The following is a 15,597-nucleotide window of genomic DNA, read 5'->3' on the forward strand; positions in this document are numbered from 1 at the left end:
TCACTCTCCTGCCAGGGCCCGTACCGGGTCCAGGCGCGCGGCCGTCCTGGCCGGCATATAACCAAACACCAGACCGGTGACCACTGCACAGGCAAAGGCACCGGCCATGGCCCGGATGGAAAACACCACCGGCACACCCGCCAGCACCAGCACGGCACCTACCAAGGCGCCCAGCACCAGACCGACGGTGCCACCGGACAGGGTCACCAGGCTGGCCTCGGTCAAGAACTGGCGCAGGATGTCGCTCTGCCGCGCACCCACTGCCATGCGGATGCCGATCTCCCGCGTGCGCTCGCGCACCGTCATCAGCATCACATTCATCACGCCAATGCCGCCCACCACCAGCGACACCGCGGCAATCAGCCCCAGCATCACCGCCATGCTCTGACGCGTGGCCGCCTCGGCCTGAATGCGTGCGGCGGCATTGCCGATGCCAAAGTCCTCGCGGCCGCCATGGCGGGCCAGCAGCACGCGGTGGATGGCCGCCTCAGCCTCGTTGACCACCTCGGAGGACATGGCCTCCACCACCACATAGTCCGGCTGGGTCTGCGCCTGGTAGACGCGTGCCCGGCCCGATTGGTAGGGGAGGAAGACCATGTCGTCATAGTCCTGCGCGCCCGAATCCGCCCCGCGCTCGCTCATCACGCCAATCACCTCGAAGGCCGAGGTGCCGATGATCAGCTGCCGCCCCAGCGGGTTGGGCGTGTCGGGGAAGAAGTGCTTGTGCGCCTTGTGGCCCAGCACCACCAGGGGCGCCAGATCGCGGTCTTCGGTGTCCGTGTAGTAGCGGCCCAGCCTGGGCTTCCAGTGGTGCACCAGCGGCATCTCTTCGCTGGCGGCAAACACATAGACCTGCTTGTCGGCATTGCCATAGCGCACGGTGACAGGGTCGCCAATCACCGGCATCACGCGCCGTATCTCAGGCAGCTCGCGCAAGGCATCCAGGTCTTCTTCGGTGATCTGGCCAGCGGGCCCGCCGGTGGCCGGCGGCTTGCTGCCCATGTAGAGAATCGCCGTGCCCATGGTGCCCATCTGCTCGACCACCTTGCGCCGCGCGCCTTCGCCAATGGCCAGCATCACGATGACCGACACCACGCCGATCACAATGCCCAGCAAAGTGAGACTGGTGCGCACCCGGTTGAGGCGCATGCCCCGCCAGGCTGAGCGCGCGGCCTCCAGCAGCTCGGCCCACAGTGGCGTGGCCGACGCACTGCCGCCCTGGGGCACCGGCGCCAGCTGCATGCGCTTGCCCTCGCCTGTGCTCGCGCTTGCACTAGCAGTTGCACTTGCGGCGGCGGGCGCTTCGGGCTGGCTGGCACTGTCGCCCACAATGCGGCCGTCGCTGATTTCAATGACCCTCTGCGCCTGCGCCGCCACATCGCGGTCGTGGGTGATCAGGATGATGGTGTGGCCAGCGGCGGCCAGCTCGCGCAGCAGTGCCATCACCTCGGCGCCGCTGTGCGAATCGAGTGCGCCGGTAGGCTCGTCGGCCAGGATGATGTGGCCCCCATTCATCAGCGCACGCGCAATCGACACGCGCTGCTGCTGGCCGCCCGAGAGCTGGTTGGGCCGGTTGCCCAGGCGCTCGCCCAGGCCCAGGCGTTGCAGCAGAGACTGCGCGCGCTGCACCCGCTCGCCTTTCGGCAGGCCGGAGTAGATGGCCGGCATCTCCACGTTCTCACTGGCGCTTTCGCTGGCAATCAGGTGGTAGCCCTGGAAGACAAAGCCAAAGGCCTCGCGCCGCAGCCAGGCCAGCGCGTCCGAGTCGAACTGCGCCACATCCTGGCCCTGGAAGTGGTAGCTGCCATCGCTGGGCCGGTCCAGGCAGCCCAGGATGTTCATCAACGTGGACTTGCCCGAGCCCGAGCTGCCCACGACGGCCACAAATTCGCCCGCGTAAATATCCAGGTCAATGCCATGCAGCACCGTCACCAGCGGCTGGCCGCTGGCGGGATCGCCATAGTGTTTGCGAATGCCCCGCAGTGCGATCAGTGGCTGGTTTGCGCCCACCGGGCCGCTCACCATTGCAGCCACCTGGGGCCACGCTGCAGCGCGGTCTCGCCGATGACGACCTTCTCACCTTCGGCCAGGCCTTCCAGTACCTCCACCTGGTGGCGGCTGCGTATGCCCAGCTTCACGCTGCGGGTCTGGGGTTGGCCGTCGGCATCCAGCACCCGCGCCACATGGGCGCCGTCGCGGGCCTTGTCTTCTTCCACCGCCGTCAGCGCTACCGCCAGCGCCTGGCTGGCACGGGCGCTGACAAACACGACCTGCGCCGTCATCTGCGGCATCAGCTCGGCGTCGTCATTGCCCACGTCAAACAGCACGGTATAGGCCACGGCCTTGGTGGCGGGTGCCGGCGTCTGCGCATTGCCGGCCGGCTGGGCCTGGCTGGCGGCAGGCGCGGGCAGCACCTGGCGCACCTGGCCCTGCCAGCGCCGGGGCTTGGTCTGGCCCGCGCCCCCCAAGGTGGTGAAGTAGACCGGCATGACCTCCTTGACACGGCGCACATCGGCCTCGGACACCTCGGTCCAGACCGTCATCGCCGACAGATCGGCAATGCGCAGGATATTGGGCGTCTGGTAGGTCGCGTTCAGGGTCTGGCCCTCGCGTGCGTCGACCGACACCACGGTGCCCGCCATGGGCGCATAGATGCGGGTGTAGCCCAGGCGTGCCTCGTCGGCCTTCAGCGATGCCTGGGTCTGGCTGATCTGGGCCTTCAAGTGGTCCATGCGCGCCACGGCCATCGCCAGGTTGGCCTGGGCGGTCTGCAGGTCTTCCTCGCGCGTGGCCTCGTGCGCGCTCAGCTGCTGCTGGCGCTGCAGCTGCTGGCCCGCCAGCCGGTGCTGGGCCTGCTGCTCGGCCAGCTGGGCACGCAGCCCCGCCAACGAGGCACGGCCCGCATCCACCGTCGCACGCTGCACGCTGGGGTCAATCTCCACCAGCAGATCGCCCTTGGCCACCTCGGCACCGGGCGCCACCTTCAGCTTCAGGATCTGGCCCGAGACCTGGGCACCCACATCCACATAGCTGCGCGGCTGCAAGGTGCCAATCGCCGTCACCGTGGCCTCGATATCCTGGCGCGCCACCGGCTCGCTCTGGTAGGCCATCGCCGGGCGGCCCGACCACCACAGCACCGCCGCTGCCACTACCGCCGCAACGGCGACCACGGTCACTCCGACACGCGAGGCCTTCATGAGATATGTCCCTCAGCCACGCCCAGCCACTGCTTGTGCACACCCGTCATTGCTTCCCCCACCATCGTCCCCTCCACGGTTCTTCAACAGGCCCTCAGGCCCACCACCACCCACCCAACAAGGCCAGCGGCGCCGCTGCAGCCGCTGCACGCGCCGCCCAGCGCGGCGCAGCCGCAATCCACAGCACGGCGACCAGCGCCCCGGCCGATATCCAACCCAGCCAGGCCACCACCCCCACGGTGGCGCCCCAGCCGCCCACACTGGGCAGCACGGCGGCTGCCAGCAGCAAGCTGCCCAGCAGGCGCAGCAAGCGGCTGCGCCCTCTCGCAATCTCTTGTTCGCCCGTCAACTGCGCATGGTGGCGGTCCATCGCAAAGGCCAGTGCCGTCATGCCGGAAAAGGCCAGTGCCAATGCATACCCGGATGCTTGCCAACTGTTCATGCGCCCACCTGTACCTGGTTAGCGGTAGAAGATGCCGCCTTGCCCGCCACCAACGTGCGGCGGCGCCACAGCACACGGCAGGCCCAGACGGCGGCCAGGCCAAAGGCCCAGGCGCCCAGCTCCACGCCGGCGCTTTCCCAGTCGCCGCGCAGCAGCTGCGCGGGCCAGTGGTCACCCACGGTCAACGCATTCAGCACCGGCAGCAGCAGGCAGAGCGCAGCCAGCAGTGCCATCTGCTCCAGCCAGGCCTTGGCCGGGGCGCGCACAAGGCCATGCAGCAGCGCGGCCAGCCACAGCCCAAAGAAGACGCCCAGCTCCCACTGCGCGCGCTGCGGCAGCTCCAGCGACAGCAGGCGGTTGGCCCAGAGGTAGCCAATGCAGGCCACAGCCAGGCCGGCAATGGCCGCCACATTCAGCCCCTCGATCAGGCGGTAGACGGCGGCCGTGGCGCTGCCAAACTCGCCCATGTGCTTGCTGCGGCGCTTGACGACAAACAGGATGGCGCCCGTGGCCATCATCGCGGTGCCCGCCAGCCCGCAGACAAAGTAGAGCCACTTCATCGGCCAGCCGCCAAACTTGACCATGTGCAGCCCGCCCATCACCGACTGGGCGAGCGATGCACCACCGCCTTCGGCCTCGCCCGGCATGCGCAGCTGCAGCAGCTCGCCGCTGGCGGCCGAGAACATGGCCATGCCAGTATTGGGGCTCAGGCGCTTGTCCGCATCGGCATCGCTGTTCCAGCCATAGATGCCCACGCGCGCAGCCGCATCGCCGGGATGGTCTACCACCACCGCACGCACCGGCTGGCCGATCAGCGCCTGGCCGCGTGCGGCAAAGCTCTCCAGATCGGGGACAGCCATGGCCTCGCCCGAGCGCGCTGGTTGCCCGGCTCAGCCAGCTCGGCCGCAAAAGTCTGGCGGTCATGGGGCGCCGTGCCGTACTGGCTCCAGATGCCGGCGGGCATAAAGGTCAGGGCCGATATCGCCACGCCGGTGTAGGCAATCATCAGCTGGAATGGCAGGGTCAACACCGCCACGGCGTTGTGCGCATCCAGCCAGCTGCGCTGGCCCTTGCGGGCGCGGAAGGTGAAGAAGTCCTGAACAATCCGCTTGTGCGTGACCACGCCGCTGATCAGCGCCACCAGCATGGCCATGCCGGCAGCACCGACCACCCATAGCCCCGCCTGGCCGGCATGCAGCTCGTAGTGGAAATGCACAAAATGCTCGCCACCCATCGTCGCCCGCATCGCGCCATGGTGGCCCTCGTCCAAAGGCTCGCCGGTGCGGGTGTCCAGCTCGGCATCGGCGTATTGGCGCTTCTGGTCAAACCAGTAGACCTTCAGGTCACCGCCGCCCTTGGCGTCCGTCGGCCAGATCTCCCACATCTCGGCGCCTTGGTGGTACTTCTCCATAAAGGCCACGCCCCAGGCCAGGCGCTGGCCCCGGCTGGAGGCCAGGCCTGCTGCCTCGGTGGCGGCCTGCTCGGCCGCATGCGCCGCTTCTTCGGCATGGTGCTCGGGCGTCATCCAGTGGCCAATGGCCTCCTGGAACACCGCCAGGGTGCCGGTCAGGAACACCGCATACAACAGCCAGGAGAACCACAGCCCGCACCAGGTATGCAGCCAGGCCTGCGCCTGGCGAAACCCGCCGTGCGCTGCGCCGCTGCCCGGCCGCTTGTCGATCACGGTCTTGCCCATGTCAGCGCCCCAACACCAAAGCACCCGCTGCCAGCAGCGCGCTGGGCAGCGCAATCCCCAGCCAGACCTTTCCCGGCGAGACCGGCGAGAACGCCCACACCGCCGCCAGCGCATGCAGCGCAAAGCTCCACTGCATGCCGGCCAGCACGGCCTCGGCGCGGGCAGCGGGCAGCACCGCCGCCAAAAAGACGGCCAAGGCACTGGCCAACGCATAGCCGCCAATAACGGCGGCCAGCAAGCGGCTCAGGACGGACAGGCCCGGGTGGGCGCTGGAAGCGTGAGGAACGGGGTTCATGGATAAGGGCATCGTGGTGGTGGAATCGGAACCGCTGCGCTGGGTGCGCCTGCGAAGCGCCATGGCTTCTTCTCTTACTTGACACGCGAGATGCAAAAAAGGGCCAAGTCGTTGCCAAACGGCTGCCGAACACTCCCGGCTCGCCCCGCTGCCCGGCAGGCCAGGCGGGTAGAGCATCCCTTTCCAGCCGCTCGTGGCATGGGGCTGGATCATAAGCCATGTAAAGAGAATCATTCTCAATAGCCACAGCAAAAAACAGCCATCTGGCGATGAAAACCCCTGCCGGCCCCGCAAACCCATAGGCGCCCCACTGGCATGGCGGGGCCATGACAATATCAGCCAAATTTGGCTATTCAAAAATTTCGATAAGCATGCGAGATATCAAGAACATGGACCTCAACCTGCTCAAGGCGCTGGACGCACTGCTCGATGAGCGCAGCGTGACCCGTGCCGCCGGCAGGCTGGGGCTGACCCAGCCGGCGATGAGCGGCATGCTCCAGCGCCTGCGCGAGAGTTTTGCCGACCCCTTGTTTGCGCGCGTCCAGCGCGGCATGGTGCCCACGCAGCGCGCGCTGGATCTGGCCTTGCCGATCAAGCAGATGCTCTGCGAGATCGATGCACTGCTGCAGCCACCGGTGTTTGACCCCAGCACCGCCCGGCTCACCTTCCGCATTGCCGCGACCGACTATGCGCTGCGCGCCATTGCCGTGCCCTTTTTGGCGGCCTTGAAGCGCCAGGCGCCGAGCATCCGCGTATCACTGATCCCGCTGGAGCCGCGCCTGGTGCAGGGCCAGCTGGAGCGCGGCGATATCGACCTGGCGTTTTTGACCGGCGACAACACGCCGCAGGACATGCATGCGCGCCAGCTGTTCCAGGAGCACTATGTCTGCGTGATGCGCGAGGGCCACGCCGCTGCGGGCCGCAAGCTCAGCGTCAAGCAGTTCTGCGCGCTGGACCATGCGCTGGTGTCGTATGAGGGCGGCGGCTTCCACGGCGTGGTGGATGAGGCGCTGGAGAAGCTGGGCCAGCGCCGTGAGGTGAGCCTGTCGCTCAAATGCTTTGTGGTGTTGCCCGACATCCTGCGCTCCAGCGACATGGTGGCCGTGCTGCCCAGCCGCCTGGTGGCAGGCATGGACGGGCTGTCGGTCTGCAAGCCGCCGGTGGAGGTGCCAGGGTTCAGCCAGTTGGCCGTCTGGCATGAGCGCAGCCACCACGACCCGGCACAGCGCTGGCTGCGCGAGTTGCTGTTTGCATCGATGCCGGCGATGCAGTAGCCCCGCAAACGCGGGGTCACAGAGGTAGCGCAGGAAGGGGGCTGATATCAGCCAGCCAGATGGCTGCCATAAAAAACCAGCATTTGGTTTATGGCCAGCGCGCCTCAATTGCGAGCGGTGGACGGCCTGCGCAGAGCCCTGCCCGGGGCAGCCAATGCCTGCCCTGGCAGATGCCAAACAGTCTGCGGCGCGGCAGGCTGCACGGCCGACCCATTCCCTCTTTTCTTTTGTATATCCAGCATATCCATGTCTGCCCTGTTTACCCCCTTCACCCTCAAAGACGTCACCCTGCGCAACCGCATTGCCGTGCCTCCGATGTGCCAGTACAGCGCCACCGATGGATTCACCAACGAATGGCACCAGGTGCACTACCCGTCGATCGCCCGGGGCGGCGCGGGCCTGGTGATTGTCGAGGCCACCGGCGTCTCGGCCGACGGCCGCATCAGCCCTGGCTGCCTGGGCCTTTGGGATGACGCCCATGTGCCCGGCCTGGAACGCATTGCTGCCGGCATCGAGGCCGCAGGCGCTGTGCCCGGCATCCAGATTGCGCACGCCGGCCGCAAGGCCAGCGCCAACAGCCCTTGGGAAGGCGACGACCATATCCCCGAGAGCGACCCGCGCGCCTGGCAAACCATTGCCCCCTCAGCCATCGCCTTTGGTGGTGATCTGGGCCGCGTGCCCCGCGAGATGACCCTGGCCGATATCGAACGCGTGAAGGCCGACTTTGTCGCCGCCGCGCGCCGCGCGCTGGCTGCCGGCTTCAAATGGCTGGAGCTGCACTTTGCCCATGGCTACCTGGCCCAGAGCTTTTTCTCGGCCCATTCCAACCAGCGCAAGGATGCCTATGGCGGCAGCTTTGACAACCGCGCCCGCTTTGCGCTGGAAACGCTGGCCGCCGTACGCGAAGTGTGGCCCGAGAACCTGCCGCTGACTGCCCGCTTTGGCGTCATTGAATACGATGGCCGCGATGAAGAGACGCTGGCTGAATCGATCGAGCTGGTGCGCCGCATGCGCGAAGGCGGACTGGACCTGCTCAACGTCAGTGTGAACTTTGTCATCCCCGGCGTGCAGATCCCATGGGGCGAGCCCGCCTTCCTGGCCCCGATTGCCGCCCGCGTCAGCCGCGAAGCCGGCCTGCCCGTCGCATCGAGCTGGGGCATTGACGACGCCGAGCTGGCCGAGCGCGTCGTGGCCGACGGCCAGATGTCGCTGGTGATGATGGGCCGCTCGATGCTGGCCAACCCGCACTACCCCTACACGCTGGCCCAGCAACTCAAGGCAGCGCGGCCTGACTGGGTACTGCCGGCCCCCTACGCGCATTGGCTGGAGCGCTACCGGGGTGCCGGCAAACAGGCAGCCACTGCCTGATCGCTGCATCCCTGCGCGGCCGTGGCCGCGCAGGCCTTTGCCCGCTTAACGGGTACAGCGGGCGCAGCACAGGGCGCAGTTGCCCCCCGTCCAAGCCAATGCCCGCCGGGCTGTACGGCGGGAACTGCTGGCGCCATGATGCAGCCGGAGTGCGGGGAGACCTGGGGCCCCAACGCGCGGCCTGGGGCTCACCGCGCCGCGCGGCCGTCGATGGCGCTCTCCTCGCCGGCGATTTATCCAAAAGCCATTAAAGCCAATCCAAACGACGCATAACCATCGCCATTGATGTGGCAAGAATGCATCGGCACCGCGCTATTTCCTCGCCCCCCGGTAAGCCGTGCCAGTACCGGCATGCGTTGCCTACCGAGGTGTCTGCTTACTGCGTGTTCCAGCCTCCGTCTTCGTGCATGGCAGGCCGGGGCTGCACCGGACCTAGCGTCTGGGCCATGGCAAGGCGTTATTTGATCTGTATCAACAACGGGCCGCTGAAAGATTTTGCCTGTGCTGTCCTACATGCAGATTTTTTCCGTCTCAGTTAATGTGGTCGGCGCCCAATGCAAACAATTCTTAACACGCTGTACACCGCTTTGATGGCTTCGGGGCGGCAGGGCAGCCTTCTTTTGACCTGAAAGGCTCGTATGGATTGGCTCAGAGGTATCTTGCACCAGGCGCCGGAGATTGCGCTGTTTGCAGCGCTCGCCCTAGGCTACGGCATCGGCAAGCTGCGGTTCGGCTCGTTCCAGCTGGGGGGTGTGGCAGGGTCGCTGTTGGCAGCGGTGCTGATCAGCCAGGTGGGGGTCCAGATCGATTCGGGCATCAAGGCGGTGCTGTTTGCGCTGTTCATCTATGCGGTGGGCTTCGAGAGCGGGCCCCAGTTCTTCCGATCTCTGGGGCGGCAGTCGATCAAGGAGATCCTGATGGCGGCGGTGGTCGCCATCTCGGGCCTGGTCACCGTCGTGGTGCTGGCGCGGGTCTTCCACCTGGACAAGGGCCTGGCCGCAGGGCTGGCCGCTGGCGGCATGACGCAGTCGGCCATCATCGGCACGGCGGGCTCGGCCATCGAGAAGCTGGGTCTGGCGGCCGATGAGGTGCAGCGCATGCAGGCCAATGTGGCCATCGGCTATGCAGTGACCTATATCTTTGGCTCGTTCGGCGCCATCTTGTTGTGCGTGAATGTGCTGCAGTGGCTGACCGGCCGCAAGATCCATGACGACGCCATCCAGGCCGAGCAGGAAATGCTCAAGGGCGTGCATGTCTATGGCGCAGGTGAATCGCCTGCGGCGCCCGATCTGGTGGGCCGCATCTTCAAGGTCCGGCAATCGGGCCGCACCGTGGCCGAGCTGGAAGCCAGCGCGCCGCAAGGCTCGGTCACCATCGAGCGTATCCGCCGCAAGAACGCCTTGGTGGGGGTGGACCCCCAGCTGGTGCTGGAAGCGGGCGACATAGTGCTGCTGGTGGGCCGGCGCGCAGCGGTGGTGGCGCTGGGTGCCAACATCGGCGATGAGCTGCAAAGCGCCGAAGACATGGACGTGGTGATGGTGCGCCGCGATGTGTCCATCACCAACAGCCAGTACCTCAACCGCAGCGTCAAGGACATCCTCGACAGCCTGACGCCCGAGTTCAAGCACGGCGTCTATGCGGTAGCGCTGACCCGCTCGGGCTCGCCGTTGCCGATCACCCCCGCCACGCTGATCGTGCCCGGCGATGTGGTGACCTTGTTTGGCACGCCACAGGATGTGCAGAATGCCGCGCAGTCGGTGGGGCCCATCCTCATCCCCAGCGACAAGACGGACTTTGTCTTCCACGGTCTGGGCATCACCGTCGGGTTGCTGATCGGTCTGCTGGTGCTGCGCATCGGCTCGATCCCGATCACGCTGGGCAGCGGCGGTGGCGCCCTGCTCGCGGGGCTGCTGTTTGGCTGGTGGCGCAGCCGCAAGCACACCTTGGGCAATATGCCCACGGCCGCTTCTACCCTGCTGCGTGATCTGGGCCTGGCCGGCTTTGTGGCCATGGTGGGCCTGCAATCGGGCCAGCAGGCGGTAAGTACGGTGATGGAGCAAGGCCTGAGCCTGTTCCTGATGGGCATGGTGGTGACCATCGTGCCGCTGCTGATTGCGATGCTGTTTGGCAAGTATGTGCTGCGCTATGAGAACGTCGCCATCTTTGCCGGGGCCCTGTCGGGCGCACGCAGTGCCAACCCCGCCTTTGGCGAGGTGCTGGACAAGGCGGGCAACGCCATCCCCACGGTGCCGTTTGCGATCACCTATGCGCTGGCCAACGTGTTTCTGACACTGCTGGGCCCGCTGGTGATCGCTTTTGCCTGAGCGGCGCTGCGCCCTCTCACTGATCCATTGACACACCGGCGGCACCGAGCCGCCCCCCGTTTCCCGTTTATCCCGTTTTTCAACGACTGCAAGGAGTTGCACCATGTCTCAGGACTACCAGCGTCTGGCCCATTTGAGCCCGTTCGAGCTCAAGGATGAATTGATCAAGGTGGCATCGGGCAAGGCCAACCGGCTGATGCTCAACGCCGGGCGTGGCAACCCGAACTTTCTGGCGACAACGCCCCGGCGCGCCTTCTTCCGCCTGGGGCTGTTTGCAGCGGCTGAGTCCGAGCTGTCGTACTCGTACATGACGGCCGGCATCGGCGGCCTGGCCAATATCGAAGGCATCGAAAACCGCTTCGAGCGCTACACCGCCGAACACCGCGACCAGGAAGGTGTGCGCTTTCTGGCCAAGTCGCTCAGCTATGTGCGGGACCAGCTCGGCCTGGACCCGGCCGCCTTTCTGCATGAGATGGTGGACGGCATCCTGGGATGCAACTACCCGGTGCCGCCACGGATGCTGACCGTGAGCGAGAAGATCGTGCGCCAGTACATCGTGCGCGAGATGGCCGGTGGCGCCGTGCCGGTGGAGTCGGTCGATTTGTTTGCGGTCGAGGGTGGCACCGCCGCGATGGCCTATATCTTCGAGAGCCTGCGCATCAGCGGCCTGCTCAAGGCCGGCGACAAGGTCGCCATCGGCATGCCGGTGTTCACACCGTATATCGAGATCCCGGAGCTGGCCCAGTACGCGCTGGAGGAGGTCCCCATCCATGCCGATCCGGACAATGGCTGGCAGTACTCCGATGCGGAGCTGGACAAGCTGCGCGACCCGGCCGTCAAGATCTTCTTCTGCGTCAACCCCAGCAACCCGCCGTCGGTCAAGATGGACCAGCGCAGCCTGGAGCGCATCAAGACCATCATTGCCGACCACCGGCCCGATCTGATGGTGCTGACCGACGATGTCTACGGCACCTTTGCCGATGACTTCCAGTCGCTGTTCTCGGTCTGCCCGCACAACACCTTGCTGGTCTACTCCTTCTCCAAGTACTTTGGTGCCACCGGCTGGCGCCTGGGCGTGATTGCCGCGCACAAGGAGAACGTCTTCGACAAGGCGCTGGCCCAGTTGCCCGAGAGCGCCAAGCTCGAGCTGGACCACCGCTACCGCTCTCTGCTGCCCGATGTGCGATCGCTCAAATTCATCGACCGCCTGGTGGCCGACAGCCGTGTCGTGGCGCTGAACCATACGGCCGGCCTGTCGACCCCGCAACAGGTGCAGATGGTGCTGTTCTCGTTGTTTGCGCTGATCGATGAAGCCGACGCCTACAAGCAGGCGCTCAAACAGCTGATCCGCCGCCGCGAGGCCACCCTGTACCGCGAGCTAGGCATGCCGCCGCTGCACAACCCCAACTCCGTCAACTACTACACCTTGATCGACCTGCAGAGCGTGACCTGCAGGCTCTATGGCCAAGCGTTTTCGGACTGGGCAGTGCAGCAGTCCTCGACCGGCGACATGCTGTTCCGCATTGCCGATGAAACCGGTATCGTGCTGCTGCCAGGCCGGGGATTTGGCTCCGACAGGCCATCGGGCCGGGCATCGCTCGCCAACCTGAACGAGTACGAGTACGCCGCCATCGGCCGCGCGTTGCGCAAGATGGTGGATGAACTGTATGCGCAGTTCCAGGCCCAGGCGGGCGGCAAGGGCGGCGCCGCTTAGGCGCGGCGAAGGCGCAGCGCAGGCCCGCACTGTGCTGTCCTCACCTGCCCCACCTCCGCTGCAGCAGGCCGCTAGAACAGCTCCTGCTGCATCGAGGTCAGGCTGCTGAAGTCCTCCCCCAATGGCTGCAGGATCGAATCGGCAATCGGCTGCAGCTGCTTGCTCAGGTAGTGCTCGTAGTCGATCGGCGACTGGCGCACCTCCAACGGCTCGGGCCCGCTTTTGCCCATCACATAGCGGATCCAGCCACCGCTTTGGTATTGCAGCGGGCGGCCCAAGCGCCGGTTGTAGTCATCGGCCATGCGGGCGGCGCGCACCTGCGGCGGCAGGTTGGCCACATAGGCATCGAGCCGGTGGCGCAGGCGCTTGCGGTAGACCAGCAAATCATCCTTCTGGCCCGCCAAGGTGGCCTGTGCATAGCCGATGACAAAGTCGCGGTACGGCAGCCCCTGGAACACGCGCGAGAGCAGCCCTTCCTGGAACTGGCGCGCCAGCAGCGTCCAGTCGCTGCGCGCCATCTCCAGGCCCCGGTAGACCATGGCCTCCTTGCCATCGGCATCCACACTCAGGCCCGCATAGCGCTTTTTGCTGCCCACGTCCGAGCCCCGGATGGTGGGCATGAAGAACTTCTTGTAGTGCGTGTCGAACTCGATCTCAAGAAAGCTCTCCAGGTTCTGTTCCTGGCGCAGGCCTTGCGTCCACCAGGCATTGATATCGCTGACCAGCGATGTGGCGACCGCATGGGCCTCCTGGTTGCTGTGGGCGCGCCCCAGCCAGATGAAGATCGAATCCGTATCGCCGTAGATAACCTCGTAGCCACGCTGCTGCACCAGCGCCTTGGTGCGCTTGACCATCTCATGGCCGCGCAGGGTGATCGACGAGATCAGCGCCGGGTTGAAGAAGCGGCATTCGGTCGCACCCAGCACCCCGGCAAAGGAGTTCATCACCAGCTTGAGCGCCTGCGACAGCGGCTCGTTTCTGCTGCGCTTGGCCTCATCGCGTGCGCGCCAGAGCGTGGTGACGATCTCGGGCAGGCAGTGCTTGTCGCGCGAGAAGCGCGTGTCCATCGGCCCGTGGATCAGTGAAGCGGTATCGCTGGCATGCAGGCCTTCGGCCAGGCCCACCGGGTCGACCAGGTAGGTGCGGATGATCGAGGGGTAGAGACTTTTGTAATCGAGCACCACCACCGAGTCATAAAAGCCCGGCCGCGAATCCAGCACATAGCCGCCCGGCGAGGACTTGCCGCGCACATCGCCCACATTGGGCGCCACATAACCTTGGCGGTGCATGCGCGGCAGGTAGTGGTGGCTGAATGCCGCTATCGAGCCGCCAAACTGGTCCAGCTGCAGGCCGGTCGCATGCGCCCGCTCCATCGCAAACTGTAGCAGTTGGGCCTTGTCAAAAATGCGCAGCACCAGCTCGCAATCGCGGATGTTGTAGACCGCCAGCGCAGGCTTGTCCTCTTGGTAGCGGCGCTCGATCTCGGCCATCTTGTCGTACTCGTCGCCAATGTCCTTGCCCTCGCCCAGCAAGGCCTGGGCCACGTTCTCCAGGCTGAATGACGGAAAGCTCCACACCGCCGCCCGCAAGGCCTCGATGCCATCGAGGACCGCGCGGCCCGGCATCGGCGCAAACCAATAATCTTGCTTGCCCGGATGCGCCCGCCAGGCAATGGGCCGGCCCTCGCGCCCCAGCAGCAGCGGGGTGGCGCAGTCGTCTGCGGTCTTTTGCAGCACCCGCAGGTCGAACTGGACCACATTCCAGCCGACGATGACATCCGGGTCATGGCGCGCAAACCAGTCGTTGAGTTGCTCGATCATCGCCTTGCGGCTGGCGCAATAGATCAGCACGAAATCGCGGGCGGGTTCGGGGGGGCCAGCCTGCCCACCGGGCGCCGGCGCATCGCCGAGCATGAACACCACCCGCTGGCCTGCGCCATCGAGCGCAATCGAATACAGGTCCTGGTGCTGGCTGGTTTCAATATCGAGCGACACCAGCTTGAGCGCCGGCCGGTACGCCGCTGCGGGCAGCAGCTTGCAGTCCACCACCGTGCTGCCCTGCAACAGCCCGCCTTCGACCTGCACGCCAGCAGTGATGAAGCGCTCCATCAAATAGCGTTCGTGGGGGCGCACATCGGCCTCCAGCAGCGATACCCCTATCTGCTTCAAGCCTCGCGCGAGCTTGCCCAACTGCCGGTAGTGCTTGGCATAGACGCCCAGCACCGGCTCCTGCTGAAAACTCCTGAGGGCCAGCTCACGCAGATCCGTATCGGGCATCGCCAGCAACTGCGTCTGCACCACCACCCGGTGCCGCGCCTCGACAAACGCCACTGAGGCCTGCCGGGTCAGCAGCACTTTCAGCGGACCACCATCGGTCGCCAACCAGTACTCAATCTCGGTGCCCGCAGCCGTGTCCCGCCAATGGCGGGTCAGGATGAAACCTTGGAGGGGGGTGGAGGGCACGGTAGATCAGGCAAAGCAAAAAGATGCGGGCCACAGCGACCGACGTTGCATGGCTTCAAGAGCCAACAACCTCGCGTGGCTTGCGCACCGATGATATCGCCGGAGTACCGCCGCGCCTGCACATGGGAGCAGATATTGGCGTCAGCGCCTGTCTGGACAAAAGAAAAAGGACTTAGCTCTCTCGAGCTAAGTCCTTGTCTTTTTGGTCGGAATGGCGGGATTCGAACTCGCGACCCCTTGCACCCCATGCAAGTGCGCTACCAGGCTGCGCTACATTCCGAAGACTTGAATTATATACCTAGTTTTCCGGGTCTCCGGAAAGAATGCGACGAATTTCTTGCAACTCGATCGCGGCCTGGTGCCAGCTCAGCGGTTCAGCGCTTTCGGGCATGCCGGCAGCCAGCGCATCGGTACCCTCTTCCTGCAGCGCGAACATGCTGTCGTCTTCCAGCGCATCGAGCATGGCCTGGCCGCGCGGCAGCGACTGGAGCTGGTTGCGCGCGCCGCTGATCGTGAAGCCGCGCTCATAGAGCAGCTCACGGATGCGGCGGATCATCAGCACCTCATGGTGCTGGTAATAGCGGCGGTTGCCCCGGCGCTTGACCGGGCGCAGCTGCGTGAACTCCTGCTCCCAGTAGCGCAGCACATGCGGCTTGACGTCGCATAGCACCGATACCTCACCGATGGTGAAGTAGCGCTTGGCAGGGATGGGGGGCAGCTGTTTTTCCATGGATAAATTGTAAACAGCCGCGAAAGCGGCCGTGTTGCATATAGGCGAAAGCGGGCAATGGCGGAACCGTCAGTGCTGGTGCACTGGCGCCTCAT

The 15,597-nt window shown here is 65.6% G+C and carries 10 protein-coding genes, 1 tRNA gene and 1 pseudogene; 4 read left to right on the forward strand and 8 right to left on the reverse strand.

Annotated elements, in window-relative coordinates:
• From ACCQ08_RS01800 to ACCQ08_RS01820, 5 genes and pseudogenes are all read right to left on the reverse strand, one after another.
• Complete coding sequence (locus ACCQ08_RS01800) at positions 1–2,025, reverse strand: ABC transporter permease (RefSeq protein ID WP_373448684.1); 2,025 nt, start codon at positions 2,023–2,025, stop codon at positions 1–3.
• Entirely contained in the window at positions 2,019–3,197 is a 1,179-nt protein-coding gene (locus tag ACCQ08_RS01805) for an efflux RND transporter periplasmic adaptor subunit (protein ID WP_373448685.1), read from the reverse strand. Before ACCQ08_RS01805 ends, ACCQ08_RS01800 begins: the two co-directional genes overlap by 7 nt.
• 94 nt (positions 3,198–3,291) lie before the next feature.
• A complete protein-coding gene (locus tag ACCQ08_RS01810) occupies positions 3,292–3,639 on the reverse strand; it encodes a DUF3325 domain-containing protein (RefSeq protein ID WP_312525670.1) in 348 nt (115 codons plus the stop codon).
• Positions 3,636–5,335, reverse strand: a pseudogene (locus ACCQ08_RS01815) (PepSY-associated TM helix domain-containing protein). The gene ACCQ08_RS01810 and the pseudogene ACCQ08_RS01815 overlap by 4 nt, the downstream one beginning before the upstream one ends.
• Position 5,336: 1 nt before the next feature.
• Positions 5,337–5,630, reverse strand: a complete 294-nt coding sequence (locus tag ACCQ08_RS01820; protein ID WP_373448686.1) for a DUF3649 domain-containing protein — start codon at positions 5,628–5,630, stop codon at positions 5,337–5,339.
• 371 nt (positions 5,631–6,001) lie between these two features.
• Between ACCQ08_RS01820 and ACCQ08_RS01825 the strand changes: the two genes are divergently transcribed.
• From ACCQ08_RS01825 to ACCQ08_RS01840, 4 genes are all read left to right on the forward strand, one after another.
• Positions 6,002–6,904, forward strand: coding sequence for a LysR family transcriptional regulator (locus ACCQ08_RS01825; RefSeq protein WP_369458916.1), 903 nt, complete (start codon positions 6,002–6,004; stop codon positions 6,902–6,904).
• 246 nt (positions 6,905–7,150) lie between these two features.
• Positions 7,151–8,272 (forward strand): NADH:flavin oxidoreductase/NADH oxidase, encoded by a 1,122-nt coding sequence (locus tag ACCQ08_RS01830; RefSeq protein ID WP_373448687.1) that lies wholly within the window; start codon positions 7,151–7,153, stop codon positions 8,270–8,272.
• Positions 8,273–8,910: 638 nt separating this feature from the next.
• A complete protein-coding gene (gene aspT / locus ACCQ08_RS01835; protein ID WP_239811230.1) occupies positions 8,911–10,596 on the forward strand; it encodes an aspartate-alanine antiporter in 1,686 nt (561 codons plus the stop codon).
• Between the two features lie 103 nt (positions 10,597–10,699).
• The gene (locus ACCQ08_RS01840) at positions 10,700–12,310 is read left to right on the forward strand and encodes a bifunctional aspartate transaminase/aspartate 4-decarboxylase (protein WP_312410057.1); all 1,611 of its coding nucleotides are present in this window, start codon (positions 10,700–10,702) and stop codon (positions 12,308–12,310) included.
• Positions 12,311–12,381: 71 nt separating this feature from the next.
• Here ACCQ08_RS01840 and ACCQ08_RS01845 read toward each other — a convergent pair whose 3' ends face one another.
• The 3 genes from ACCQ08_RS01845 to ACCQ08_RS01855 form a co-directional block, all read right to left on the reverse strand.
• Positions 12,382–14,772, reverse strand: coding sequence for a DNA polymerase II (locus tag ACCQ08_RS01845; RefSeq protein WP_373448688.1), 2,391 nt, complete (start codon positions 14,770–14,772; stop codon positions 12,382–12,384).
• A gap of 203 nt (positions 14,773–14,975) precedes the next feature.
• Positions 14,976–15,052: transfer RNA gene (locus tag ACCQ08_RS01850), tRNA-Pro, on the reverse strand.
• An 18-nt stretch (positions 15,053–15,070) separates the two neighbouring features.
• Entirely contained in the window at positions 15,071–15,502 is a 432-nt protein-coding gene (locus ACCQ08_RS01855; RefSeq protein WP_373448689.1) for a MerR family transcriptional regulator, read from the reverse strand.
• Positions 15,503–15,597 lie beyond the last annotated feature (95 nt).

This window comes from Comamonas sp. SY3, from assembly GCF_041730275.1.
In the GTDB taxonomy this organism is placed as follows: Bacteria; Pseudomonadota; Gammaproteobacteria; order Burkholderiales; family Burkholderiaceae_C; genus Comamonas; species Comamonas sediminis.